The sequence below is a fragment of the Tsukamurella paurometabola DSM 20162 genome, from assembly GCF_000092225.1.
GTDB lineage: Bacteria > Actinomycetota > Actinomycetes > Mycobacteriales > Mycobacteriaceae > Tsukamurella > Tsukamurella paurometabola.
On sequence record NC_014158.1, the window covers coordinates 3,885,149 to 3,910,318 of the forward strand.

The following is a 25,170-nucleotide window of genomic DNA, read 5'->3' on the forward strand; positions in this document are numbered from 1 at the left end:
CTCGAGTCCACGGTTCCGCCGTCGGCGAACGTCCTGGATATGAAGTTAACTTGAGGTCCTAGCCTTGTATGCATGAGCATGGAATCGGTCGCCTGGGACACCCTGTACCGCGGATCGCGCGCCCTCGACGCACCGTCGAAGCGCCCGATCGAGACGCTGCGGCGCATGGGTCCGTTCGCCCGTCCGCACCGGTGGCGACTCACCGCATTTCTCGCACTCTCCGTGATCTCCGCCCTCCTCGCGGTGGCCACTCCCCTGCTGGCCGGACGGGTGGTCGACCGGATCGTCGGCGGCGGACCGGTGAGTGTGGTGGTCGAGCTCGCGATCCTCATCGCCGTGATCGCGATCGTCGGTGCCGGCGTAGATCTGCTCTCCCGCTGGTACTCCTCGCGTATCGGCGAAGGCCTGATCTTCCAGCTGCGTACCGCCGTCTTCGATCACGTCCAGACGATGCCGGTGGCCTTCTTCACCCGCACGCGCACGGGCGCGCTCGTCTCCCGACTCAACAATGACGTGCTCGGCGCGCAGCGCGCCTTCTCCGACACCCTTGCGGGCGTGGTCACGAACGTGGTGACGCTGCTGCTCACGCTGGGCGTCATGCTCAGTATCTCGTGGCAGATCACGCTCTTGGCACTGATCCTGCTGCCCATCTTCATCCTGCCGTCACGACCGATGGGCCGGAAGATCGCGGGGATGTCGCGCCGCGCTGCGCGGCACAACGCCACCATGAGCGACCAGATGACCGAGCGCTTCTCGGCCCCGGGCGCCACGCTGGTCAAGCTGTACGGCCGCCCCGACCTGGAATCGCATGAGTTCGCCGCGCGCGCAGCGGCGGTCCGCGACATCGGTGTGAGCACGGCGATGGCGCGAATGCTGTTCGTCACCCTGCTGACGTTGGTCAGCTCGCTCGCCCTGGCCCTGGTCTACGGCGTCGGCGGCTTCTACGCCCTGCGCGGCGATCTGCAGGCCGGCGCGGTGGTCGCGCTGGCACTGCTGCTCACCCGGCTGTACGCGCCGCTGACGGCACTGGCGAACGCCCGGGTCGAGGTGATGACCGCGCTCGTCTCCTTCGAGCGGGTCTTCGAAGTGCTCGACCTGGTGCCGATGGTGCGCGATGCACCGAACGCGATCACCATCGACAAGTCCCCCACCGAACTGCGTTTCGACGGTGTGAGCTTCGCGTATCCGTCGGCGGAGAAGGTCTCACTCGCCTCACTGGAGGAGGTGGCGCAGCTCGACACCCGCGGCGGCGAGACCGTCCTGCACGACGTCTCCTTCACCGCTGCACCGGGATCCATGGTGGCCCTGGTCGGCAGCTCCGGGGCGGGCAAGTCGACGATCGCGCAGCTCGCCACGCGGCTGTACGACCCCGATGCGGGGTCGATCACCCTCAACGGCACCGATCTTCGCGATATCACCGCACAATCGTTGCACTCGGCAGTAGGTCTGGTCACCCAGGACGGACACCTGTTCCATGACAGCATCCGGTCGAACCTGGTGCTCGCCAATCCCGACGCCACCGAGGCGGAGATCGCGGACGCGCTGCGTCGCGCCCGGCTGACGGATCTGATCGCGCACCTACCCGACGGGCTCGACACTGTAGTGGGCGAACGCGGATACCGGCTCTCCGGCGGCGAGCGCCAGCGCCTGACCATCGCCCGCCTGCTCCTGGCGCAGCCTTCGGTCGTCATCCTCGATGAGGCCACGGCCCACCTGGATTCGACATCCGAGGCGGCCGTGCAGGCAGCGCTGGGTGAGGCACTCGCGGACCGCACGTCGCTGGTGATCGCGCACCGGTTGTCGACGATCCGCTCGGCCGACCTCATCCTCGTCCTCGAGGCGGGCCACGTCGTCGAGCGCGGCACGCACGAGGCTCTGCTCGCACAGGGCGGCCGGTACGCCGAGCTCTATCGCACCCAGTTCGCCGACCAGGCGGCATAGCCGCGATACGCGTCAGCCCTGCGCGATGCAGAACTCGTTGCCCTCGGGGTCGGTGAGCACGGACCATTGCACGCCCCACTCGTCGTGGTCGCGAACATGGCTGGCCCCCAGCGCAACCAGGCGTGCCACCTCGGCAGGGCGGTCGTCGGCGTGCAGATCCAGATGCATCCGGTTCTTGACCGTCTTCCCCTCGGGGACCGCGAGGAACATCATCCGGGGCAGCGCCGGATTGGCGTAGCCCACGGTGCGCATGAAGGCATTGCCGTCGTTGGGGTCCACCTCCAATCCGAGTGCTCGCGACCAGAATTCCGCCTGGCCGGCCACGTTCGCACAGTCCAGGTTGATCATCTGCAGGGTCAGTGTCATGTCAGTTCTCCTTCGGTGCGGCGGCCACGACCGGCCACCAGATCTCGGTACGCAGGTCCGCGGGGGTCGCAGCTGCGAGGGGATCGACGAGGTAGCGCTCGATGATGGGGGCTTGCGCGTCGGTGGCATTGCGAGCGATCCACGCGCCCAGTTGGCCATAGGTCTCGTCGAATGTGTCGTAGGCACCGTGGTGCACGGCGACCGCGCAGTGCACACGGCCCAGCCGACGGTTACGCACCCGTCCGGAGACCGCACCGGGCCCGGATACCGGCAGCAGCGCCGACACCTCCTCCACATCGGAGAACTGCGCCGGATACTCGGCCATCGACGGCCCTGACACGGTGAGTCCGGCCGCCGCGGCGCAGGTTTCGAGCTCCGGGTAGGCTGCGCCGAGGAACTCGGGCAGCCGAGTGTGCTCCACGGTGCCGCGGATCTCCAGGACGTCGACCGCCTCGAACTCGCGCAGGTGCGTAGGCGTGTGGACCAGCGGCGCCGTCGCGTCCTGCAGGGCGACGATGGCGCGTTCCAGATCGGCGCGGCGCTCACGGAGGGTTCGCTCGTGCTGGGCGAGCACGGTGCGGGTCACCTCCGGATCACGGGCCTCGAGGACCCGTGCCACCTCGGCGAGCGGTAGATCCAGATCACGGAGCCGGGAGAGCACGGCGGCGTCGTGGACCTGCGCCGCATCGTAGAGGCGGTAGCCCGAATCCGGGTCCACCGCGGCGGGCACCAGTACCCCCTGTTCGTGGTACCGCCGCAATTGCTTGACCGACAGCAGCGTGGCGCGCGAGAACATGCCGATCGACATCAGTCCGGTTGCGTTCACGGATCGAGTATGGAGGCTCCCCCTGCCGGGAGGGTCAAGCCCGCCACTGTCCGATCACCGAGTTCGACCGGGCGCGGTGGAACCCGTCACCGCCTCGCCCGCGCCGCAACGATCAGGCCGACGAGCAGGACGCAAGCGACTCCTGCTGCCACAACGAGCACGGGGTATTGCAGGTAGACGGGCTGCTGGAGGTAGAACAGCCACGACTGCGGCGCCCCGGGGAGCGGATTCTCCGGCGCGTTTGCTCCGGGCCGTACCCCCGCGAAGTCGCGGGGATTGCCCTGCGAGTCGCGGAGCACGGCGTTGGCGCACACCGGATTGACCCATCGCGGGCCTTCCCGCTTCACCGCCAGCGCCACTTCTTCCGCGTTCCGGAAGGAACTGCCGCAGGAGGTGTAGCTGCCGGATTGCACCCGGACCACCGTCACCTTCTCCGGCGGAGCCCCGTACATCGTAGTGACCCGCACCTGGACGTCGGTATCGCGGTATCCGACGCGCTGTGCCTGCACGACGCCCCGGATCACGACGAGATCCGGCGGGGCCTCCTGCGCCACGCAACTGCAGGCCGACGCCGAACCCGCGACGCCCGGTATCACGACGCCGATGCCCAGGACCGCGACGACGGCGGCGAGCACCGAGATCACGCGCCGCACGCCGACCGCCCCCGATGACGAATAGTCACGATGCGAGTTTACGGTCTTGATCCTGGGTTGCGGTGCCAAAATGCGGTCACACCGACGGAATCACAGCAGTTCCGCACCGAAGTTCGCTAGGCGGCAAGGCTAGGACGCGAGGTGATGCTCCGGACTGACCCGGGCATCCACCTCCTGCGACTCGGCCTCGGTCAGCCGGTCGGAAAGGAAGGCCACCGTCACCTTGTAGGCGTTCCAGGACTCCGGAGTGATCCCGGCCCCCACCACGAAGGCGTGCACCTGGCCGTCGTAGATGTGCACCTCATTGGGTACGCCCGCCCGGTCCAGAGAGCCGTGCAACTCCAAGGAGTCCACCATCAGCGCCTCGCGATCGGCGGCGAACAGAATGGTCGGCGGGAAGTACGCCGCGGTGGCGTCGGTGGTCATGTCCTCGGGACCGCGCAGGTCCTCGGGGCCGCGTCCGAGCACTGTCCGCAGCTTGCGGATCTTGGCCAGCGGCAGCATCGCATCGTGCCGCGAGCTCCGCGGCAGCGTGGCGCTGATGTCGAGGAAGGGTGAGAAACCGGCGAACGCGGTGGGCCGCTGAACGCCCGCCTCGGCGGCGTACTGAATGACCTTCGCGCACACGAACCCGCCGGCCGAGTCGCCCGCAACCAGGATCCGGTCCACATCACCGGAGTCGAGGAGTTCGCGGTACGCCGCGAAACCGTCGGCCACGGAGGTGCCCACGCCGCCGTCGGGGTACTGGCGGTACTCCACGTTGTACACGGGAACTCGCAGGCCGCGGGCCAGCAGCACGGCGATCCGCCGATGCGTGTCGAGGTTGCATCCGATGAACGCACCGCCGTGGTAGTAGATCAGGGCGGCGCGCGGATGCGGGTCCGCGTCACCGTCGGGGACGATGCGCTCGGTCGGCACTCCGCCGAGGGTCACCTTCTCGATCCGTACTCCGCGCACCGACTGCGGCACCCGGCTCAGGTATGGCTCGACTGCCCGCAGCAGCGGCAGGGTGCGGTCGCTCAGCGGGAACAACCGGAAGATCGTCTTCATCACGATCCGCACGAACCACAACACCACGCGCGAGCGCGCGCTGCGGCCCCGATGGGCGATGACCGCCATCTCGACTACTCCTTGGTTACCGATCAGTAATGCTGAGAACAGCGTAGCTCCGCCGGTCCGTGCTGCGGTCCGGATGTGACCTGACACAATCGTCGCGAAGTGATGTGTTCTCTGTCGTCCGCGCTGTAATCACCGGAGGAAGTCGGCCACCGTGGTCCCGAACGAGATCCCCCCGCAATATCTGCTGTCCGCGCTGGCCCCCGAGCCGCGGACCTTGATCGACATCCTCGAAGCCACCGTCGAGGCGTACCCCGAAGAGCCCGCGATCGACGACGGCGACAGCGTGCTGACCTACTCCGAGCTGTGGGAGGAGGTGATGGAGGGCGCCGACTTCCTGGGCCGCAGCGGCGTACAGGCGGGCGACCGGGTGGGCGTGCGGATGCCGTCGGGACACCGCTCGCTGTACGTGGCGATCCTCTCCACCCTGGCCGCCGGGGCGGCGTACGCTCCCGTCGACGCCGACGATCCCCAGGAGCGCGCCGACCTGGTCTTCGGTGAGGCCGACGCCGCCGCGATCTTCACCGGCGACGGACTGTGGCGCGCACCGGCGACCAAGGATCGCGCGGCGGCCATCGCGGCCGGCACCGCGGGCCCGGGCAACCGTCTCCCCACCCCCGACGACGATTCCTGGATCATCTTCACCTCCGGGTCCACCGGCACCCCCAAGGGCGTCGCCGTGACGAACCGCAATTCGGCCGCCTTCGTCGACGCCGAGGCCCGTCTGTTCCTCCAGCAGGAACCACTCAGGCCGGGCGATCGCGTGCTCGCCGGCCTTTCGGTGGCCTTCGACGCCTCCTGCGAGGAGATGTGGCTGGCGTGGCGGCACGGTGCCTGCCTCGTACCCGCACCGCGTTCGCTGGTGCGCTCGGGCATGGACCTGGGACCGTGGCTGGTGTCCCGCGACATTTCCGTGGTGTCGACGGTGCCGACCCTCGCATCCATGTGGCCGGCGGAAGCCCTGGAAGCGGTTCGGCTGTTGATCTTCGGCGGCGAGGCGTGCCCGCCGGAGTTGGCGCAGCGACTGGCCGTGGACGGCCGTGAGGTGTGGAACACCTACGGTCCCACCGAGGCCACCGTCGTCGCCTGCGCAGCGCCCCTCGACGGTCAGGGCCCGGTGCGCATCGGCCTGCCGTTGCAAGGCTGGGACCTAGCAGTCGTCGACCCGGCCACCTCACTGCCGGTGGCGGAGGGTGAATCCGGCGAATTGGTGATCGGCGGGGTGGGCCTGGCCCGATACCTCGATCCCGCGAAGGACGCCGAGAAGTACGCGCCGATGGAGACGCTCGGTTGGGACCGTGCCTACCGCTCCGGAGATCTGGTGCGACTCGATCCGGAAGGGCTGCTGTTCGAGGGCCGCGCCGACGATCAGGTCAAAGTGGGTGGGCGGCGTATCGAACTCGGCGAGGTCGACAATGCGCTGCAGAACCTGCCCGGTGTCTCGGGCGCCGCCGCGGCGGTCCGGAAGAACTCGGCCGGTACGTCGATGCTGGTCGGCTACCTCGCCTCCACCGACCCCGATTTCGATATCAAGGCCGCCCGCGAGATCCTCGCCGAGCAGCTGCCCGCTGCGTTGGTGCCACGGCTCGCCCTGATGGACGAGCTGCCCACCCGCACCTCGGGCAAGGTCGACCGCAACGCCCTGCCCTGGCCGCTACCCGGTGCCGACGACGCCGACACCGGCGATCTGACCGGCACCGCCGAGTGGGTCGCCGAGCGCTGGTCCGGCATCCTCGGCGCCCCGATCACCAGCGAGGATGCCGACTTCTTCGCCGAGGGCGGCGGTTCGCTGAGCGCCGCCCAGCTGGTGACGGCACTGCGCGAGCAGTACCCGTCGGTCACCGTCGCCGACCTCTACGACCATCCGCGGCTCGGCTCGCTCGCCGGGTATCTGGACTCTCTGAACCCGGCCCAGGTGGCCGAGCCCCGCGAGGTACGCCCCACGCCGCGGTCGACGGGTCTGGCCCAGATCCTGCTGTCGGTGCCGCTCACCACGCTGACCGGCCTGCAGTGGTTGACCTGGATGGCCATCGCCAACAACGTCTTCGCCTGGGCCACCGGTTCCACGCTGCTGCCCACGCTGAGCTGGTGGGTGGTACTGGCGCTGTTCCTGGTGTTCATCACCCCCATCGGCCGCATGACGATGTCGGTGATCGCGTGCCGCCTGCTGCTCTCCGGACTCGAACCCGGCGTGTACCGGCGCGGTGGCCCGGAGCATCTGAGGCTGTGGATCGCCGAGCGGTTCACCGCAGCGTCGGGTGCGGAGAATCTGTCGGGCGCACCGTGGATGATCTACTACGCTCGCGCGCTCGGCGCGAAGATCGGCCGCGGCGTCGACCTGCACACGCTCCCGCCGGTGACCGGCATGTTGGAGCTGGGCGACCAGTGCTCGGTGGAGCCCGAGGTCGACCTCGCCGGTCACTACCTCGACGGCGACGAACTGCACATCGGCGCGATCAGCATCGGCGAGGAAGCCTCGATCGGCGCGCGCTCCACGTTGCTGCCGGGCGCGAAGGTGGGCCGCCGCGCCGAGATCGGCCCGGGTTCCGCGGTGTTCGGCAAGGTGAAGGCGAAGCAGCACTGGGCGGGCTCGCCCGCCGAGAAGATCGGTAAGGCCGAACACCCGTGGCCGTCCGAACGGCCGCCCCGCAAGCCCTACTGGGTATGGATCTACGGTGTCAGCTCGATCCTGCTCGCCGGCCTGCCGATGGTGGCGATCGCCGCGGGCCTGGCCCTGCTGGGTTGGGTCGTGAAGGACGCATCGAACCTCGAAGAGGCGACGCTGCAGTCCCTTCCGGCCCTGCCGATCGCGGTGATCGTCTCGCTCGCCGTCTACGCGTTGCTCACGTTGATCGCGGTGCGACTGCTCTCGATCGGCCTCAAGCCGGGCTATCACGCGGTACGCAGCCGGGTGGGCTGGCAGGTGTGGGCCACCGAGCGGCTGATGGACGCCGCACGCACCTTCCTGTTCCCGCTGTACGCGTCACTGCTCACCCCGCTGTGGTTCCGGATGCTGGGCACCAAGGTCGGCAAGGACGCCGAGATCTCCACGGCGATGGTGATTCCCAAGTTCACCTCCATCGGCGACGGGTCGTTCCTGGCCGACGACACCATGGTCGGCAGTTACGAGCTGGGCGGCGGTTGGATGCGGATCGACGAGGCGAAGATCGGCAAGCGAGCCTTCCTCGGCAATTCGGGAATGACGGGTCCGGGCCGCCGCGTCCCGAAGGACGGCCTCGTCGCCGTGCTCAGCGCGACGCCGTCGAAGGCGAAGTCCGGCAGTTCGTGGCTCGGCAGCCCGCCGGTCCGCTTGCGCCGCACCGCAGGCAACACCGATTCCACCTTCACCTACAACCCCTCACTGGCGCTGCGCATGGCCCGCGGCGCGGTGGAGACGGCCCGCCTGCTCGCCGTGTTCGTCAGTTTCGGGCTGGGGCTGGGCGTGCTGGTGGCCCTGAACTACTTCGTGATCAACGTCGGCTGGTGGCTCGCGGCTGTGCTATCCGGCGTCACGCTGCTGGTCGCCGGCGCCGCCGCCTGCTGCATCGCCGCAGCGGCGAAATGGTTGGTGGTGGGCCGGATCGGGCGCGAAGAACATCCGCTGTGGTCGTCGTTCGTGTGGCGCAACGAGCTGTCCGACGCCTTCGTCGAGTGCGTGGCCGCGCCGTGGTTCGCCCACGCCGCCACCGGTACCCCGATCCTCAACCTGTGGCTGCGGATGCTGGGCGCGAAGATCGGCCGCGGTGTGTGGTGCGAGACCTATTGGCTGCCCGAAGCCGATCTGGTGACGCTCGGCGACGCGGCGACCGTCTCCCGCGGATGCGTGGTGCAAACGCACCTGTTCCACGACCGCATCATGGCGATGGACACCGTCGTGCTCGGCAAGGGCGCCACATTGGGACCGCATTGCGTCGCGCTGCCCGCCTCGTCGGTGGGTGACGGCGCCACGGTGGGCCCCGCGTCGCTGGTGATGCGGGGCGATTCGGTGCCCGCGAACACCAAGTGGCAGGGCAACCCGATCTCGCCGTGGGTGTTCAACGAGGGCAAGCGCAAACGTGATTGAGCGGCGACCGGTCTCAGTGCGCCGCGCGACAGGCGCAGAGGTCGCCGCACGTGCACTCGGGTTCGCAGCGGCAGACGTCGCCGCAGCCGCAGATGGTGCGCAGGTCGACCAGCGGTAGCAGGCGGGCGTGCAGGTCCTCCGCGGGTTCGACGGAGCGCAGGGCGAGACGGCGGCCGATACGCCGGTTCTCCTCCAGCCACACCGCGCACGCAGGACATGCGCCCAGATGGCGCACCAGTCCGGCGCGCTCGGCAGCGTCGAGCTCACCGTCGAGCTCGGCGGAGAGCGCGCCGCGCCACCTCGCACAGTGCATATCGCCCCCTTCCGGCTCTGGCGCACACCCTGCCCTACGGTATTAGTCGTACCAGAGTGCGGGATGGTTCCCGCGAATCGCACCCTTTCTCACCTGGGGACATTCAGTCACAGAAGCATTTTCGCGACCATACCCTCAGCGGGTATGACCGGTTCCCGGAGTCGCGTTCAATGCCCCTATGCCGAATCCGGATGCCGATGTCAGTGCGGCGACCGCCGCCGCACTGCGTGCCGGCCGGGGCGACGGAACCGCCCTCGCGGAGTTCGTCGCCCTGACCCAGCACGATGTGCGACGGTTCGTGGCGCTGGTCGCCGGGGCCGACGAGGCGGACGATCTGGTGCAGGAGACCTACCTGCGCGCCTTCGGCTCGCTGCATCGCTTCGAGGGCCGATCCTCGGCCCGGACCTGGCTCACCAGCATCGCCCGACATGTGGTGATCGACGCGATACGCCACCGCACCGCCCGCCCCAGCACACCCGTCGGCGACGGGACCGATCTGGATGGTCTCGCCGCCGCGCCGCATCGCGACCTGCCCGAACACGCTCGCGTCGAACTACGCGACCTGCTCGAACGGATCGATGACGACCGCCGCGAGGCCCTGGTGCTGACCCAGGTGATCGGATTCAGCTACGCCGAAACCGCGCAGATCGTGGGGTGCGCCATCGGCACCATCCGCTCGCGGGTGGCACGAGCTCGCACCGACCTCCACACCCTGGTTCACGGCGAAGCCGCCGACCCGACCCGCGCCGCGGGCTGACCGAGGAGACTCCATGCCGATCACCACGATTCGGGCCCTGATCGCCACGCTGGCAGCGGGATCGATCGCCGCCGGTTGTTCCCCCGTCGAATCCGCGCCGGCGACCGAGTCGAAGGGGGCCGCATTCACGCTGTGCGATGGCAGCACGGTGACGATCGACCGCACACCCGATGCGATAGCCACCGGCAACACCGCCGCCCTCGAACTCCTCCTCCGACTCGGCGCCGGTGACAGGGTGATCGGGACCGCCTGGTCGGACGGTGCGAAGACCCTACCGGACGATATCCGTGACCAGGCCGCGCGCGTACCGTCTCTCGGCGCCCGCACCGCCGACAAGGAGAAGCTGCTCACCTCGGGCGCGCAGGTGTACGTGGACCCGTACGACGGCATGGTGATGATGGGCGTCCCGGGCCCCTCCGCAGCTGATTTCGCGGCGGCGAAGATGCAGCGAGTGGTGCTGCGCTCGTCCGCCTGCGCGGCGACCCAGGACAGGCCCGTCACCGATCTCGGCGGGGTGGAGGACGATATCCGCTCGCTCGCCGCCCTGGTCGACCGAAAGCCAGACGGTGACCGGCTGATCGCGACGATGCGCACCACGGTCGACGGCGCACCGAAGGCGCCCTCGCACCGCCCGTCGGTGCTCTACCTGACGCCGGGCCGCGACGATGCCCAGGCCACCACCGTGGGCAATCGTCAGATCGCCAACGCGATCATCTCGATGGCGGGCGGGCGGAATGTCTTCGACCGCACCGACAAGGCGCAGTTCGCCGCGCCCTGGGAAACAGTGGTGGCCACCGCTCCCGAGGTGATCGTCGTGGCCGTGACACGGCAGGACACCCAGGCGAAGGTAGACGCCGCCTACGAAGCCGCGGTCACCACGTTGCGCGCGGATCCGCGGACGGCGGGCCTGACGGCGGTGCGGGAGAACCGGTTCGTGCGCGCCTTCGCCGAGGACATGTCACTGCCCGGCGTAGAGAACGCGACGATGGTGAGCACGTTGTCGAGCGCCCTCAACGGGATTCGGTGATCCGCTCCGCGCGCCTCCCGGTGCTGTTCGTCGCCGGGCTCGCTCTGGTCGCCGTACTCATCGCACTCGGGGTCAGCTACGGATCCACCGACATCGCACTCGGCGACGTCTGGCGGATCCTGTGGCACCAGGTCACGGGCCGTCCCATGGCGGAGGGCAGCACGGAGATCATCGTCTGGCGGGTGCGCTTCCCCCGGCCCGTGCTGGCGGCGCTGATCGGCGCCGGGCTGGGCGTGGTCGGGACCGCCGTCCAGGCCATCGTGCGCAATCCACTCGCCGATCCGTACCTGCTCGGCATCTCCTCCGGAGCCTCACTCGGCGCCGTCGCGGCTCTGGTGTCCGGTGGGGGCGCGCTCGGGGCACTTCTGCCCCCGATGTTCTCGCTCCCCGTCGCCGCCTTCGCCGGTGCGATGGTCGCCTTCGCCGCGGTGTGGCTGGTCGGTGCCCGTGGGCCGGGCATCGCCCCGCTACGGCTGGTGCTGGCGGGCGTCGCCATCGGTCAGATCCTCTCGTCGTTCACCAGCTTCCTGGTGCTCCAGTCGAAGGACATCACCCAGACTCAGGGAATCCTGCATTGGCTCATGGGCAGTCTGGCGGGGGCGATCGGCCCGGCGGTACCGATCGTCGGGGCGGCGGTTCTGCTCGGGACCGTCGCTCTGTTCGGTCTGGCCCGGTCGCTCAACGCCCTCACGATGGGCGATGAGACGGCACATGGACTCGGCGTCCGGGCGGGTCGCGTGCGCGGCGTCGTCTTCGTACTGACCAGCCTGATGACCGGGGTGATGGTGGCCTTCTCCGGCGCGATCGGCTTCGTGGGCCTGCTGATTCCGCATATCGCCCGGTTCCTCGTGGGTGCTGATCACCGCCGGGTGATCCCGGCGGCCGCGGTATGCGGAGCGATCCTGCTGTCCGCGGTCGACCTGCTGTGCCGGCTGGCCACGCAGGTCATCGACCAGGAGCTACCGATCAACGTGGTCTCCGCACTGATCGGCGCCCCGGTGCTGCTGTACCTGGTGTCACGGTCCCGGCGGGGGATCGCATGAGCGGCATCGACGTCCGCGCGGTCACCGTCGTGCTCGATGGCACCACCATCATCGACGGGGTCTCCGTGGTCGCCCGGCCCGGTGAGATCACCGGGGTGATCGGTCCGAACGGCAGCGGCAAATCCACGCTGCTGCGCACCGTCTACCGACACCTCAAACCTGTGGCCGGCGGGGTGCTGATCGGTGACGACGATCTGCGCGATCTCTCGCCCGCCGCCGCCGCCCGGCGGATCGCCGCGATGCCCCAGGAGCGCGGCTCCGATTTCGACGTGACGGTCCGCGATGTGGTCGCGCTCGGCCGGATCCCGCACCAGGGCGGGTTCGGCCGCGAGTCAGCCGTGGACCGCGATCGGATCACGACGGCCCTCGCCGATGCCGAGCTCACCGCCCTGGCGCACCGGAGCTTCGCGTCGCTGTCCGGCGGCGAGCGGCAACGGACGCTGCTCGCACGGTGTTTCGCCCAGGGCGGCGAGGTGCTGGTGCTCGACGAGCCCACCAACCATCTCGATCTCGCCCATCAGGCGCAGTTGCTCACGCTGCTGAAACGGCGATCGGCGACCACGCTGATCACCGTGCACGACCTCAATACCGCTGCCGCGGTGTGTGATCGACTGTTCGTACTGTCCGCAGGGCGGATCGTCGCCGGCGGCACCCCGGCCGAGGTACTGACCCGCGACCTGCTCGACGATGTCTTCTCCGTTCACGCCGAGGTGATCGAGCACCCCGTCACCGGCCGGTTGCTGGTGGCCGTGGACTATCTCCGCGACATGCCCGGCGGCAGCCCGCCGTCGTGAAGGCACGGGAACTTTCCGGTCCCGGGATCCGACTCCTAGTGCATGCACCCTTCAGCCGCTCCGGCCCGCTTCCCGCTGCACGGTGACGCCTACTACCGCGCCCCGCACACCGTTTTCGACACCCTGACCGCCGCAGGACCGGTGCACCCGGTGGACTTCCCCGCGGTGCCCGCTTGGCTGGTCACGGGCTACGACGCGGCCGTGAGTGCACTCACCGACGAGCGACTCGGCAAGGATCATTCACGAGGGAACGCGCGGTGGCGGGCCCGGGCGTCGGTGATGGCGGAGCCGCAACACAGCCGTCTGCAGGCCCATCTGCTGCACCAGGATCCGCCGCGGCACACCGTGATGCGTGCGCTCGTGACCGGGGCGTTCACCGCGCGCCGGACCGAACAGCAGCGTCCGTCCATCACCCGGCACGTGGCCGAGCTGATCGATGCACTGCCCGCATCCGGCACCGTCGATCTGGTCTCGGCGTTCGCGGCGCAGCTACCGCTGCGCGCCCTCGCCGATGCGATCGGTCTGCCCGCGGACCTGGTCGCGCGGTTCGATCCGGCATGGGGCGGTGTAGTCGCACCCGTGGGCCCTGACGATCCACGGCGCCCTCGATACGAGGAACTGCTGCTCGGTCTGGAGGGTTACATCGCGGAGGTGATGGACCGGTTCGCCAGCGGCGGGGGCGATCCCGACTGCCTGCTGGGAAAGCTCGTCGCGGCGGAGGAGTCAGGTGAGATCGATCGAGACGAGTTGCGATCGATGATCTTTCAGTTGCTTGCGGCGGGGCAGGATCCCGTCACCAATCAGCTCGCCCTGTCGATACTCGCTCTCCTGGAGCATCCCGCGCAGCTCGACGAGCTGCGCACCCACCCCGATCGGATCGACGCCGCCGTCGAAGAGCTGTTGCGCCGTGAAAGCGCCTTCGTGCTGACCACCTGGCGGTTCTTCGACCGCGACACCGAGTTCGGGGGACACACTGTACCCGCGGGTGATTCGGTGATCGTCTCCCTGATGGCCGCCAACCGCGACCCGGCGCGATTCGACTGCCCGCACGCGGTCGACCTGCAGCGCTCACCGAATCCGCACCTGGCCTTCGGGCACGGAGCGCACTACTGTCCCGCCGCTGCGCTCGCACGCATCGAGTTGCAGGAGGCACTCGGGGCCGTGCTCCGCCGCCTCGACGGTCTCCGTCTCGCCTGTACCGACGCGGATCTCGAGTTCTTCCACGCCCCTTTGGCGCGGGGCGTCCGGTGCCTGCCGGTGTCCTACGACCGGATCGTCGAATGACCGCCGCGGAACGCGTGCTCGCGGTGCTGCTGCCCTGGCGGCGGGTCGCCGGCGACGGGGGTGAGCGGCCGCAGGACTGACCGGTGCAGCTGGCAGCGATCGGGCACCGGATCGAGCGGAACGAGCCGATCGATTTCGTGCTCCCCGCCTTTCCGTGCAAGTCGCCGAACCCCGACAAGGTGGCGGGACACCTGCCCGACGAGGGCGAGCGTCTCGCGCTGCGCAACCTGAACGCCTGGTGCGAGGCTATCGGCCGCATCCATCCGCCGGGGGCTCGCGTCATCGTGTGCTCCGACGGCCACGTTTTCACCGAGGTGATCGGCGTCTCGGACAGCGTGGTCACCGCGTACAACGCAGCACTTCGCGACATGATCGAGGCCGAGGGGCTCACCCGGCTCACGACGTTCGGCCTCGATTCCATCTGGGAGAATGACGATTTCGCAGCTAAACGCGAGCGACTGGAGCAGGAGTGGGCGCCGCCGCTCGTCGACGTGCGCGCCGATGTACTCGCCGAGCCCCAGACCGCGCGCATGCTCCGAGGGATGACGAGGTTCATGGTGGGCGACACCGCGCAATGGTCGGGATCACGGGCGCAATTGCAGCGCACGGCCAAGCGGAAGGCCTACGACCTCCTGCGCCTGAGTCGCGCTTGGGGCGACCTCCTGGCCCACGAGAATCCCGATGCCGTGCGACTGTCCATCCATCCGCAGCCGCCCGGTGCGGAGAAGTTCGGCATCCGGCTCATCGACGCCGCGGACGGCTCGTGGGCGACGCCCTGGCATGCGGTACTCGTCTATCGCAGCGACGGACGCCCCGCGCTCGTACCGCACCGCGAGGCGCGTGACCGGTTCCAGCCCGTGATCACGCGCGGCCGGATCAGCCACTACGTCGAGGCCTTGACAACATAGGGAATTGATCCAAAGATCGAGACATGAGCATTGATATGTCTCACCCCGTCTTCGCGCCGTGCTCTGCGCAGTCCTGGCGGAACCCCTGGCCGATGTACCGCGCGCTTCGCACGCACTCCCCGGTGCACCACGTCGACAACGGCGATGGGGCGGACTACTACGTGCTCTCCCGCCATGCCGATGTGGCGGCCGCCTTACGCGAGCCCGCTACCTTCTCCTCCGCAACCGGACTCACCACGGTGTATGGCGAGCTGGAACGCACCGGACTGCAAGATAATCCACCGATGGTCATGCAGGATCCGCCGAACCATACGCAGTTCCGACGACTGGTCTCGCGCGGTTTCACTCCGCGACAAGTGTCCGCGATCGAGCCCGCGGTCCGCGACTTCGTCGTCACACGGATCGAACGACTGCGCGCCGAGGGCGGAGGCGACATCGTCGCGTCGCTGTTCAAACCGCTGCCCAGCATGGTGGTGGCGCACTACCTGGGTGTCCCCGAGGAGGATCGCCCCCGGTTCGACGACTGGACCGAGCGCATCGTCGGGGCGGCGGCGGAGGCCGGCACCGATATCGCGGCCATGGGCCCCGAGGTCGCCACCGCGATCGGTGAACTCATGGGCTATTTCGGAGAACTCGTCCAGCGCCGCCGTCGCGAGCCCGGTGACGACACCGTGAGTCATCTGGTGGCGGCAGGCTACGGCGCAGACGGCGACACCGCGGGTCTGCTATCCATTCTGGGTTTCGCGTTCACCATGGTCACCGGCGGCAACGACACCACCACCGGCATGCTCGGCGGCGCGACCGAGCTGCTCGCTCGGCACCGCGATCAGTGGCGCCTGCTCGCCGGCGACCCCGGCCTCATACCCGATGCGGTCGAGGAGTTCCTGCGCCTCACATCGCCGGTTCAGGGTCTCGCGCGCACTGTCACCCGCGATACCACGATCGAGGGCGTGTGCATCCCCGCCGGCCGCAAAGCGCTCTTGCTGTACGCGAGCGCGAATCGAGATGAGCGCGTATTCGGTACCCGCTCCGAAGAATTGGACGTGACCCGCCGGCCCCGCGAGATCCTCACCTTCGCCCAGGGCAACCACCACTGTCTCGGTGCCGCGGCGGCGCGGATGCAGTCGCGGGTGGCGTTGCACGAACTGCTCACCCGGTTGCCCGATCTCGACGTTGACCCCGATTCGATCACCTGGGCACCCGGCAATTACGTGCGGCGACCACTGTCGCTTCAGGTGCGCACGTGAACTGGCAGGCGGCGCGCGAGCGCGACGCCGCGGATCGGATTCTCGCGTCTGCGGCCGAGTTGTTCGCACGGGACGGCGTGGCCGCGGTGGGGATGGCGGAGCTCGCGCAAGCCGCAGGCTGTTCCCGGGCCACGCTGTATCGCTACTTTCCGAACCGGCAGGCACTGCACGCCGCATTCATCCAGCGCGAAGCCCGAGCCGTGGCAGTCGCGGTCCGCGACCGGACGTCCGGTATCGCCGATCCAGGCGAACGCCTGCTGCGGGCGCTGCAGATCGCCGTCGAGGAGGTCCGCGGGGCACCGCCGCTGGCCGCCTGGTTCGCGGTCGACGAGCCCCCGGCCGGCGGCATCGCGTCGCGATCGGCCGGCATCGAGGCGGTGGCTTTCGGCCTGCTCACCGAGATCACGGGCGCCGACGCCCCGGAATCTGCGCCCGCAGCGGCGCGCTGGCTGGTGCGCGTGGTGGTCTCACTGCTCTCGCACCCCGAACCCGATGCCAGCGCCGAGGAGGAGTTGCTGCGGCGGTTCGTGATCCCCGCTGTACTCACCGATCCCGCGCTCGCCGCTACGGTGAGGGGGTGACCGAGGGACTGCAGATCGCGCCGTTCACGCCCGACGATGTGGCGGAGCTGCTGGTCCTGCAGCGCTGCTGCTGGGTGCAGGAGGCGCTCGCCAACAACAGCCTGCAGATCCCGCCGCTCCACGAGACCCACGACGACATCCTGGCGTGGGCGAGCGAATGGACCACGGTGGTGATGCGGTTCGACGGGCGGCTCGTCGGCGCCGGGCGCGGGCGCGCCGAGGCGGACGGGACGTGGCACATCGGCCGCCTCATGGTCGCGCCGGATCTAGCGGGCCGGGGACTCGGCACCCAACTCATCGCGCTGATGGAGGCCCTGGCCCCCGAGGGCACCCGCGAGTTCCTCATGTTCACCGGTGCAGGCAGCACGCGGAACATCCGCACGTATGAACGTGCCGGCTATCGCGCCTCCGCTCCCGAGGTCCCACCGCCGGGCCACGGCGTCGCCACCGTCACCCTGCGCAAGCCGCGCACCTGACGGACCCTTGCTATCGTGATGCATTCGTTCACGATCTTCTCGGGCCGGCGCAGCCCACCGGATTCGCAGCGACGTGCGGCCGGGTCGCCGGTCAACGATGCGGCTACCCCGCCGGTAAGGTGATCATCCGAACCCAGGACGAAAGGCAGGTGCGATTCGTGGTGCGCAAGTCGGCGAGGCCGAAGCTCGGTGCCGCACCGAATCCGCAGCATGCCCGCGCGGTCGATCCATACATCCCGGGGCACGGTAATCCCGGCTACCGGATTTCCCGGTACGACCTCGAACTCGAATACAAGGTGGCCAGTAACCGCCTGGCGGGCCGGGCCGAGATCACCGCGACGGCGAACGAGCCGCTGCGCCGGTTCTCCCTCGACCTGTCCGATGCGCTTGCCGCGTCCAAGGTCTCGGTGAACGGCCGCCGTCCCGCGCGCTACGCCCAACGCGGCGGCAAGCTCGACATCACACTGCCGGGCGAGATCCCCGCGGGCGCGGCGATGACGGTCTCGATCCGGTACGCCGGGACACCGCGCCCAGTGCGCTCCAACTGGGGCGAGGTGGGATGGGAGGAACTCACCGAGGGCGTGATCGTGGCCTCGCAACCGAGCGGCGCACCGTCGTGGTTCCCCTGCGACGACCATCCTGGGTCGAAAGCCTCGTATCGCATCGCGATCACGACCGACTCCCCCTACCGCGTGGTGTCCAACGGGGTACTCACCTCCCGGAAGGTCGCCGCCGGCCACACCACATGGGTGTTCGAGCAGGCCGCGCCGATGGCGACCTACCTCGCGACGATCCAGATCGGCGCCTACGAATCGGTGAAGGTCGCCGAGAAGCCGGTTCCCATCCGCGCCGCGTTACCGCCCCGCCTCAAGCGCGATTTCCAGCGCAGCTTCGGCAACCAGGAGCGCATCATGCGCGCCTTCACCCGCTGGTTCGGCCCGTACCCGTTCCCCGAGTACACCGTGGTGATCACCGACGACACGCTGGAGATTCCGGTCGAGGCGCAGACCGTGTCGATCTTCGGAGCCAATCACTGCGACGGCACTCGTCACGCGGAACGGCTCGTGGCGCACGAGCTCGCGCACCAGTGGTTCGGCAACTCGTTGACGCTCACCCGATGGAAGGACATCTGGCTGCACGAAGGCTTCGCGTGTTACGCCGAGTGGCTGTGGGCACAGGAGTGCGGTGAGGCCACCACGCAGCAGATGGTGGCACGGTACTACGCGAAGCTCGCGGCTTCGCCCCAGGACATCGTGGTGGGCGATCCCGGTCCCAAGGACATGTTCGATGACCGGGTGTACAAGCGGGGCGCGATGACCGTGCACGCCCTGCGTGTGGCATTGGGGGACCCGGTCTTCTTCACGCTGCTGCACGAGTGGACCTCGGAGTACGCCCACGAGTCGGTGACCACGGAGAACCTGGTGACGCTCGCGGCCAAGCACAGTCCCGAACCGCTGCGCGACCTGTGGCGAACCTGGCTGTACGAGACCGGGCTGCCGCCGTTGCCGACGCTCGAATCCCTCTGAGTCGCGGACCGTTTTCTCTGCGATAACCTCTGACGGGTGAGCAACTCCGACAGCCCCCACCGCGTCGATCGCCGCTCCGAGTTCCCGAAGTTCAATCCGCGGGAGGCACCGCCCTCCTTCGGCGGGTTCGTCGAATCGGTGCGTGATCTGCTCGATCTGTCCGTCGCCGCGGACGCCGACGACGACGCCTACGCCGCCGCTACCGAACAGATCCGCAACGCGGTGGCGACCTTGGAGCCCTACCGGGAGGTCAACGAGGGCGACGGTCCCGCCAATCGCGTCTCTGACCTACCCGGTCGCGGCAGTGCCATGCAGACGCCCTGGCGGATGGTGAAATTCGACGAAACCGGGGTCCGCTCCGTGCTGCGCTTCCGACGCGCCCACGTGGGCGGCAACAACGCGGCGCACGGCGGCATGATCGCGAACGTCTTCGATGAGCATCTCGGATGGATCGTCTATAGCGGCGGACACCCACTGGCTCGCACGGCGTATCTCAACGTCTCGTACAAGCAGGTGGCACCGGTGGGACCCGAGCTGATCGTCGATGGCTGGGTCGACCGCGTGGAGGGCCGCAAGATCTACGTCGCGGCCACACTCAGCGATCAGGAAGGGACAGTGCTCGCCGACTGTGAGGCACTGATGGTCGCACTGCTGGAGCATCACGTCTAGAACTATCTTTTTCAATTCGATCGTTATTGATACGATCACTATGTGGTGAAACGGTACTCCGCGCTCAGCGCGCTCCTCGTGGTCGTCGTAGTGCTCGGCGGCGGTGCCTGGGTGATCACGGCCAACACTTTCGGCTACCACGAACAGCGCGTCAGCATTCCCGTCACCGATGCCCTGGCATCGGGCGGGTCCGCACCCGATGCGCACACCGGCGGCCGCCTCGACGGGCTGCTCACCACTCCTCAGGACGGCGATGGACCGTACGGCCTCGTGATCATGGTGCACGGCGACGGTGCCGCGGGCGCCACCCGCGACGACAACTACAAACCCCTGTCCGAAGCGTTCGCCAAGGCGGGCTATGCCACCCTCGCCTCGAACAAGCCGGGGGTCGACGGGTCGCCCGGCAATTGGCTCGACCAGTCACTCGCCGATCGCGGTGCCGAAGTGGCAGCCGCCCTTGACTGGACGAAGCAGCGACCGGACGTGGACCGCAGCCGAATAGGCGCCTGGGGCGTCAGCCAGGCGGGCTGGGTGCTTCCGGAGATCTCGGTGCGTCGCCCCGACATTCGATTCCTTATTCTGGTCGGCGCCGCGATCAACTGGCTCCGGCAGGGCGAGTACAACACCCTCGCGACCCTGCGGGCCGAACAGGCCTCCGACACCGCGCGTGCACGCGCACTCGACGCGCGCGCGAAGGACATCGCGCTGCTCGAGCAGGGCGCCGGCTACACCGCATACCTGGCCGCCACGCTCGATGATCCGCCGATGGCCGCGGATCGCTGGGGATTCGTCGAACGCAACTATCGCGCCGACGTCACCCCGACGATCCCGAAGATCACCGTTCCCACCCTGCTGATCCTCGGTGACTCCGACCGCAATGTCGACGTCGACGAGTCGGCCCGCGCCTACGCGCACGGTATGCGTCCGGGGCTGCTCACCGAGCGCCGGTTCCCCGGTGCCACGCACAGTCTCACCAGGGACGACATCGAGTACCGGTCCGGCGACCTCGGCGTGATCGTCCGCGCCGTCGCCGCGCCTCGCTCGATCTACGCCCCCGGCTATCTGGACCTGTTGACCGAGTACACCAAGGCTCGGGACGACCGATGAGGGCTGCACGGAGAATCCAGGAGGAACCCGATGCCTGACACTGTGATCGGAACCCGCGCGCTGATCGAGGCGATGCTGCGCGCCGATGCCACGATCGACGCCGGCGAGCTGTTCGATGTGGCCGCACTACTGGGAATGAGCGATCAGCAAGTGCGGCTTGCGATCAAGCGGCTGGTCACCGAGGGCCGGTTCACCCAGTCCGGACGCGGCCGCAGTGCCGTACTCTCGGCCACCGACAGCACGCGAGCCACCATCGAGCCCGACCGCGACCACGTACGGCTGATGTACGCGCAGGACCGCGGGCGAGCGCCCTGGGACGGAGTGTGGCACCTCGCCGGTTTCGGGGTCCCCGAATCGGCTCGCGAGGCTCGCACGGGCCTTCGCGACGCGATACTCGCGCTCGGCGGCGCCCCGGTGCAGGGCGGCCTGTACGCGTCCGCGCACCCATGGGAGGGCGCGATACGCGCCGTCGCCGAGGAGCTCGGCGCCGGTCTCTACCTCACCACGCTCAGCACCACCGACCTCGACGTGGGCGACGCCCGAGGCCCCGCGGCCGCAGCCCGGCTGTGGCCGCTGAACGAGCTCACCGACGGACACCGGCGGCTCGCCGCGCAGGCCCGGGATGTGCTCGCCCGGGTCGGCGGCGCCGATCACGCCGATCGCCTCGCGATGACGGTGACCCTGGTGACCGAGTTCGCCCGTGCCCACGAGGCCGATCCACTCCTGCCGCCGGAGCTACTCCCCCCGGACTGGGCGGGGACTCGGGCCCGCGCGCTCGCAGATCAGGCGTGGAGGGCGCTGGCGGCTGCCGAACCCGACTCCGACCTGCGGCTGCTGCGCTGGTTCGACGCCCCGGCCGACTGACCGAACCGCTCTTCGCCGCGACCGACGAAGAAATTCTCCGGCTGATGTCGAAATGACGGTGTCCCGTTCGACGTCCGTGCGACAGTGCAATTCACCGCTCACAGAAGGACTGATCGACATGCCACGTTTCATGGGTTTGGTACGGATGGAAGAGGGCGCCGCGGTAGGAACTCCGCCGCAGGCCCTGTTCGACGCGATGGACGCCTACATCGGCGAGCAGGCCGCCAAAGGCGTGTTCCTCGACGGCGGCGGCCTGTTCGGCACCGAGGACGCGGTGAACTTCGTGGTTCGCCAGGGTGAGGTAACCCGGGTCGACGGCCCCTACGCCGAGGCCAAGGAGGTGGTGGGCGGCTGGGCCCTGCTCCAGTACGACACCGTCGAAGAAGCCGTGGCCGGGCAGCAGGACTTCGCGGACCTGCACGCCAAGTACTGGCCGGAGGTCTCCATGGTGGCCACGTTGCGGCAGATCTCGGACGAGCCGCCCACACCGTCCGACGCCTGACGCGGCCGCGGTGGTCCTAGGCTGGAGTCCGTGCCAGCCGGGACCACCGCCGCCGCCATCACCGCCACGTGGCGGGCCGAATCGGTCCGCCTCGTCGGCGCGCTCACCCGGATGACCCGGGACCTGCAATTCGCGGAGGACCTGGCCCAGGACGCACTCGTCGCAGCGCTCGAGCGATGGCCGGAGACGGGAATTCCGGATAACCCTGCGGCATGGTTGATGACCACCGCGAAGCGCCGTGGGATCGATCAGATCCGGCGCGCGGAGACCTTGCGCCGCAAGACCGAAGAGCTCGGCCGCGACCTGCGGGAGGAGGACGGCATGCCCGGCCTCGACGCCCAGGTCGACTTCATCGAGGACGACGCCCTGCGCCTGATCTTCCTCGCCTGCCACCCCTCACTGACCCCGCAGTCGCGGGCGGCACTGACGCTGCGGGTGGTCGGCGGTCTCACCACCGCCGAGATCGCGCGAGGGTTTCTCATCGCCGAAGCGACAATGGGACAACGGATTTCGCGCGCCAAGAAGACTCTCGCCAGCGCCCGCGCCGAGTTCGAGGTGCCCACCGGCGAGGAACGAATACGCCGTCTCGACGATGTGATGGCGGTGATCTACCTGATCTTCAACGAGGGCTACACCGCCACCACCGGCGACGACTGGATGCGTCCCGAACTCGCTCGCGAGGCGATGCGTCTGGCCCGCATGCTCTCCCACCTCGCACCCGAGGAACCGGAGACGCACGGACTACAGGCCCTGCTCGAGATTCAGGGTTCGCGGATGGATGCACGCACCGATGCCGACGGCGCGTCCGTACTGCTCGACGATCAGGACCGCGGTCGGTGGGACCGGCTACTGATCCACCGCGGCCTCTGCGCACTGAACCGCGCCGAGGAGCTCGCCGCCACGGGCCGTCCCGTCGGCCGCTACTACCTGCAGGCGGCCATTGCCGCACAGCACGCCCGAGCCGCTTCGGCGGCCGATACCGACTGGCGGCGCATCGCCGCCCTGTACGACGCGCTCGCGCTCGCCGCGCCCGGACCGGTCGTGGAGGTCAATCGCGCGGTCGCGCACGGCCGGGCGCACGGGCCCGAGGCCGGCCTCGCGGTGCTCGACGCCGTCGATCCGGCAGCGCTCGGCGATTCCCCGCTGGTTCCCGGCGTCCGCGGCGATCTGCTCGAACGCGCCGGGCGGCACGAGGAGGCCGCCATCGCGTTCGAGGAGGCGGCCGGCCGCACCCGCAACGCCGGCGAGCGCGTGCTGTTGTCGGACCGGGCGGCACGGTCGCGGTCGGCTACCGGGTAGCGGGCGCGCCGCGCTTGCAGCCGCACTACCCTGGACGCATGCAGATCGTGGTCACCGGCGGTGCCGGTTTCATCGGCGCCAACTTCGTCCGCCGCACCGTCGCCACCCGGCCCGATGTGGCCGTCACCGTGCTCGACGCGCTCACCTATGCCGCCAACGAGTCCTCGCTCGACGACGTGCGCGACCGGGTCGACTTCGTCAAGGGCTCGATCGTGGACCCCGCCGTGGTCGATGAGTTGGTCTCGAGCGCGGATGCGGTGATCAATTTCGCCGCCGATACCCACAACGACAACTCGCTGTCGGATCCATGGCCGTTCCTCGACACCAATATCCGCGGCACCGCAGTGCTGCTCGATGCCGTGCGCCGGCACGACGTGCGACTGCACCACATCTCCACCGACGAGGTCTTCGGCGACCTGCCCCTCGACAGCCCCGAACGGTTCACCGAGGACACCCCCTACCGTCCGTCGAGCCCGTACTCCGCGTCGAAGGCGTCCTCGGATCACCTGGTGCGCGCCTGGGTCCGCAGCTTCGGCGTGCGGGCAACCATCTCCAACTGCTCCAACAACTACGGTCCGTATCAGCACATCGAGAAGTTCATCCCCCGGCAGATCACCAACATCCTCAGCGGTATCCGGCCGAAGCTGTACGGCACCGGGGTCAATGTCCGGGACTGGATTCACGTCGACGACCACAATGACGCGGTCTGGGCGATCCTCGACCGGGGCGCGATCGGCGAGACCTATCTCATCGGCGCCGACGGCGAACGATCCAACCGCGACGTGCTCGCTCTGATCCTGGAGGTCATGGGGCGGCCCACGGACGACTTCGACCACGTCACCGACCGCGCCGGGCACGACCTGCGGTACGCCATCGACTCCGCGAAGATCCGTCGCGAGCTGGACTGGGAACCGGTGCACGCCGATTTCGCGGCAGGCCTCGCCGCGACTGTCGAGTGGTACGCCGCGAACCGGTCGTGGTGGGAGCAGGCCAAGGATGGGGTCGAGGCCGGATACGCGCGCCGCGAGGGCACCGGGGTGTGATTTTCGTCCGATAGGGCTCGGAAACCACAGGTATCGGACGATAACCTGTTTCAATTGTCAAAACCGCCGGGCGCCTCGATCAGGCAGCCCGGGCACGATGTCGATCGAAACAGAGGTGACTCTCCATGCCGCCCGAAGGCACAACCGCAGCCGCACCGGTAGCTCCCGCCGCGCCCGCCCGCGACGAACTGGATACCGCGGGACAGCGGGAACGCCGCAAGCGGATCATCGACGCCACGCTGGCACTGGCTCGCAAGGGCGGCTACGACGCGGTGCAGATGCGCGCCGTCGCCAAGAAGGCCGACGTGGCTCTGGGCACCCTGTACCGCTACTTCCCCTCCAAGGTGCACCTGTTGGTCGCGGGTCTGGTGAGCCAGTTCGAGCGGGCCGGCGAGCGGATCGGCAAGGCGACGGTGCCCGGTGATACCGCCGCCGAGCGGCTCATGTTCGTTCTCGAACGCAACACGCAAGCACTGCAACGCGCGCCACTGCTGACCGAGGCCATGGTGCGCGCCTTCATGTTCGCCGATGCCACCGCCGCCGCCGAGGTCGAGCGCGTCGGCCGGTTGCTGGAGGGTATGTTCGCGCACGCCCTCGGAGTCGAGGACCCCACCGACGAGCAGCGCGATACCTTCCACCTGATCGCCGATGTGTGGATGGCCAATCTGGTCGCCTGGGTGACCCATCGCGCCTCGGCTTCCGAAGTGCAGAAGCGGCTCGGCGTCGCGGTCAAATTGCTGATAAAAGACTGAGAAAGACACCCCA

At 68.9% G+C, this 25,170-nt stretch carries 24 protein-coding genes; 19 read left to right on the forward strand and 5 right to left on the reverse strand.

Features of this window, described 5'->3' with window-relative positions:
• Window positions 1-72: 72 nt before the first annotated feature.
• Complete coding sequence (locus TPAU_RS18830; RefSeq protein WP_013128339.1) at window positions 73-1,941, forward strand: ABC transporter ATP-binding protein; 1,869 nt, start codon at window positions 73-75, stop codon at window positions 1,939-1,941.
• A gap of 12 nt (window positions 1,942-1,953) precedes the next feature.
• On the opposite strand, the gene TPAU_RS18835 is transcribed toward TPAU_RS18830, so the two are convergent.
• The 4 genes from TPAU_RS18835 to TPAU_RS18850 all read right to left on the reverse strand — a co-directional run bounded on the left by TPAU_RS18835 (window position 1,954) and on the right by TPAU_RS18850 (window position 4,905).
• The gene (locus TPAU_RS18835; RefSeq protein ID WP_013128340.1) at window positions 1,954-2,307 is read right to left on the reverse strand and encodes a VOC family protein; all 354 of its coding nucleotides are present in this window, start codon (window positions 2,305-2,307) and stop codon (window positions 1,954-1,956) included.
• Window position 2,308: 1 nt separating this feature from the next.
• Window positions 2,309-3,133: a MerR family transcriptional regulator gene (locus TPAU_RS18840; RefSeq protein WP_049825900.1), complete on the reverse strand. Its 825-nt coding sequence runs from the start codon at window positions 3,131-3,133 to the stop codon at window positions 2,309-2,311.
• Window positions 3,134-3,219: 86 nt separating this feature from the next.
• Window positions 3,220-3,786: a hypothetical protein gene (locus TPAU_RS18845; RefSeq protein WP_013128342.1), complete on the reverse strand. Its 567-nt coding sequence runs from the start codon at window positions 3,784-3,786 to the stop codon at window positions 3,220-3,222.
• 129 nt (window positions 3,787-3,915) lie between these two features.
• Window positions 3,916-4,905 (reverse strand): alpha/beta hydrolase, encoded by a 990-nt coding sequence (locus tag TPAU_RS18850; RefSeq protein WP_013128343.1) that lies wholly within the window; start codon window positions 4,903-4,905, stop codon window positions 3,916-3,918.
• A gap of 151 nt (window positions 4,906-5,056) precedes the next feature.
• Here TPAU_RS18850 and TPAU_RS18855 point away from each other — a divergent pair, with 151 nt between their 5' ends.
• Window positions 5,057-8,965, forward strand: coding sequence for a Pls/PosA family non-ribosomal peptide synthetase (locus TPAU_RS18855; RefSeq protein ID WP_013128344.1), 3,909 nt, complete (start codon window positions 5,057-5,059; stop codon window positions 8,963-8,965).
• 13 nt (window positions 8,966-8,978) lie between these two features.
• Here the strand turns inward: TPAU_RS18855 and TPAU_RS18860 are convergent, their stop codons facing one another.
• Complete coding sequence (locus tag TPAU_RS18860) at window positions 8,979-9,278, reverse strand: zf-HC2 domain-containing protein (protein ID WP_013128345.1); 300 nt, start codon at window positions 9,276-9,278, stop codon at window positions 8,979-8,981.
• 178 nt (window positions 9,279-9,456) lie between these two features.
• Here TPAU_RS18860 and TPAU_RS18865 point away from each other — a divergent pair, with 178 nt between their 5' ends.
• The 17 genes from TPAU_RS18865 to kstR all read left to right on the forward strand — a co-directional run bounded on the left by TPAU_RS18865 (window position 9,457) and on the right by kstR (window position 25,157).
• Window positions 9,457-10,035, forward strand: a complete 579-nt coding sequence (locus tag TPAU_RS18865) for a sigma-70 family RNA polymerase sigma factor (protein WP_013128346.1) — start codon at window positions 9,457-9,459, stop codon at window positions 10,033-10,035.
• Between the two features lie 13 nt (window positions 10,036-10,048).
• The gene (locus tag TPAU_RS18870) at window positions 10,049-11,062 is read left to right on the forward strand and encodes an ABC transporter substrate-binding protein (RefSeq protein ID WP_013128347.1); all 1,014 of its coding nucleotides are present in this window, start codon (window positions 10,049-10,051) and stop codon (window positions 11,060-11,062) included.
• The gene (locus TPAU_RS18875; protein ID WP_013128348.1) at window positions 11,059-12,105 is read left to right on the forward strand and encodes a FecCD family ABC transporter permease; all 1,047 of its coding nucleotides are present in this window, start codon (window positions 11,059-11,061) and stop codon (window positions 12,103-12,105) included. Before TPAU_RS18870 ends, TPAU_RS18875 begins: the two co-directional genes overlap by 4 nt.
• A complete protein-coding gene (locus TPAU_RS18880) occupies window positions 12,102-12,899 on the forward strand; it encodes an ABC transporter ATP-binding protein (RefSeq protein ID WP_013128349.1) in 798 nt (265 codons plus the stop codon). The genes TPAU_RS18875 and TPAU_RS18880 overlap by 4 nt, the downstream gene beginning before the upstream one ends.
• Window positions 12,900-12,941: 42 nt before the next feature.
• Complete coding sequence (locus TPAU_RS18885; protein ID WP_013128350.1) at window positions 12,942-14,183, forward strand: cytochrome P450 family protein; 1,242 nt, start codon at window positions 12,942-12,944, stop codon at window positions 14,181-14,183.
• An 83-nt stretch (window positions 14,184-14,266) separates the two neighbouring features.
• Window positions 14,267-15,091, forward strand: a complete 825-nt coding sequence (locus tag TPAU_RS18890) for an isocyanide synthase family protein (protein ID WP_013128351.1) — start codon at window positions 14,267-14,269, stop codon at window positions 15,089-15,091.
• Between the two features lie 23 nt (window positions 15,092-15,114).
• Window positions 15,115-16,338 carry a cytochrome P450 gene (locus TPAU_RS18895; protein WP_041944500.1) on the forward strand — a complete coding sequence of 408 codons (1,224 nt, stop codon included), beginning with the start codon at window positions 15,115-15,117 and terminating at the stop codon, window positions 16,336-16,338.
• A complete protein-coding gene (locus TPAU_RS18900) occupies window positions 16,335-16,919 on the forward strand; it encodes a TetR/AcrR family transcriptional regulator (protein WP_013128353.1) in 585 nt (194 codons plus the stop codon). The genes TPAU_RS18895 and TPAU_RS18900 overlap by 4 nt, the downstream gene beginning before the upstream one ends.
• On the forward strand, window positions 16,916-17,395 hold the full coding sequence (locus TPAU_RS18905; RefSeq protein WP_013128354.1) for a GNAT family N-acetyltransferase: 480 nt from the start codon (window positions 16,916-16,918) through the stop codon (window positions 17,393-17,395). The genes TPAU_RS18900 and TPAU_RS18905 overlap by 4 nt, the downstream gene beginning before the upstream one ends.
• 149 nt (window positions 17,396-17,544) lie before the next feature.
• Window positions 17,545-18,921 (forward strand): M1 family metallopeptidase, encoded by a 1,377-nt coding sequence (locus TPAU_RS18910; RefSeq protein WP_013128355.1) that lies wholly within the window; start codon window positions 17,545-17,547, stop codon window positions 18,919-18,921.
• A gap of 36 nt (window positions 18,922-18,957) precedes the next feature.
• Window positions 18,958-19,590 carry a PaaI family thioesterase gene (locus TPAU_RS18915; RefSeq protein ID WP_013128356.1) on the forward strand — a complete coding sequence of 211 codons (633 nt, stop codon included), beginning with the start codon at window positions 18,958-18,960 and terminating at the stop codon, window positions 19,588-19,590.
• 42 nt (window positions 19,591-19,632) lie between these two features.
• Entirely contained in the window at window positions 19,633-20,697 is a 1,065-nt protein-coding gene (locus tag TPAU_RS18920; protein ID WP_013128357.1) for an alpha/beta hydrolase family protein, read from the forward strand.
• A 30-nt stretch (window positions 20,698-20,727) separates the two neighbouring features.
• Window positions 20,728-21,561, forward strand: coding sequence for a PaaX family transcriptional regulator C-terminal domain-containing protein (locus tag TPAU_RS18925; RefSeq protein WP_013128358.1), 834 nt, complete (start codon window positions 20,728-20,730; stop codon window positions 21,559-21,561).
• A gap of 118 nt (window positions 21,562-21,679) precedes the next feature.
• Window positions 21,680-22,063 (forward strand): YciI family protein, encoded by a 384-nt coding sequence (locus TPAU_RS18930; RefSeq protein WP_013128359.1) that lies wholly within the window; start codon window positions 21,680-21,682, stop codon window positions 22,061-22,063.
• Between the two features lie 30 nt (window positions 22,064-22,093).
• Window positions 22,094-23,362, forward strand: coding sequence for an RNA polymerase sigma factor (locus tag TPAU_RS18935; protein WP_013128360.1), 1,269 nt, complete (start codon window positions 22,094-22,096; stop codon window positions 23,360-23,362).
• A 38-nt stretch (window positions 23,363-23,400) separates the two neighbouring features.
• A complete protein-coding gene (gene rfbB / locus TPAU_RS18940; protein ID WP_013128361.1) occupies window positions 23,401-24,405 on the forward strand; it encodes a dTDP-glucose 4,6-dehydratase in 1,005 nt (334 codons plus the stop codon).
• 125 nt (window positions 24,406-24,530) lie between these two features.
• Window positions 24,531-25,157, forward strand: coding sequence for a cholesterol catabolism transcriptional regulator KstR (gene kstR, locus TPAU_RS18945; protein ID WP_013128362.1), 627 nt, complete (start codon window positions 24,531-24,533; stop codon window positions 25,155-25,157).
• Window positions 25,158-25,170: the final 13 nt, after the last annotated feature.

What these genes read in the sequence shown, in the direction of transcription:
- TPAU_RS18860 (WP_013128345.1), bottom strand. Translation starts at nt 9,278, where the DNA reads ATGCACTGTGCGAGGTGGCGCGGCGCGCTCTCCGCCGAGCTCGACGGT.
- TPAU_RS18870 (WP_013128347.1), top strand. Translation starts at nt 10,049, where the DNA reads ATGCCGATCACCACGATTCGGGCCCTGATCGCCACGCTGGCAGCGGGA.
- kstR (WP_013128362.1), top strand. Translation starts at nt 24,531, where the DNA reads ATGCCGCCCGAAGGCACAACCGCAGCCGCACCGGTAGCTCCCGCCGCG.
- TPAU_RS18830 (WP_013128339.1), top strand. Translation starts at nt 73, where the DNA reads ATGAGCATGGAATCGGTCGCCTGGGACACCCTGTACCGCGGATCGCGC.
- TPAU_RS18850 (WP_013128343.1), bottom strand. Translation starts at nt 4,905, where the DNA reads ATGGCGGTCATCGCCCATCGGGGCCGCAGCGCGCGCTCGCGCGTGGTG.
- TPAU_RS18835 (WP_013128340.1), bottom strand. Translation starts at nt 2,307, where the DNA reads ATGACACTGACCCTGCAGATGATCAACCTGGACTGTGCGAACGTGGCC.
- TPAU_RS18885 (WP_013128350.1), top strand. Translation starts at nt 12,942, where the DNA reads ATGCACCCTTCAGCCGCTCCGGCCCGCTTCCCGCTGCACGGTGACGCC.
- TPAU_RS18895 (WP_041944500.1), top strand. Translation starts at nt 15,115, where the DNA reads ATGAGCATTGATATGTCTCACCCCGTCTTCGCGCCGTGCTCTGCGCAG.
- rfbB (WP_013128361.1), top strand. Translation starts at nt 23,401, where the DNA reads ATGCAGATCGTGGTCACCGGCGGTGCCGGTTTCATCGGCGCCAACTTC.
- TPAU_RS18865 (WP_013128346.1), top strand. Translation starts at nt 9,457, where the DNA reads ATGCCGAATCCGGATGCCGATGTCAGTGCGGCGACCGCCGCCGCACTG.
- TPAU_RS18930 (WP_013128359.1), top strand. Translation starts at nt 21,680, where the DNA reads ATGCCACGTTTCATGGGTTTGGTACGGATGGAAGAGGGCGCCGCGGTA.
- TPAU_RS18880 (WP_013128349.1), top strand. Translation starts at nt 12,102, where the DNA reads ATGAGCGGCATCGACGTCCGCGCGGTCACCGTCGTGCTCGATGGCACC.
- TPAU_RS18925 (WP_013128358.1), top strand. Translation starts at nt 20,728, where the DNA reads ATGCCTGACACTGTGATCGGAACCCGCGCGCTGATCGAGGCGATGCTG.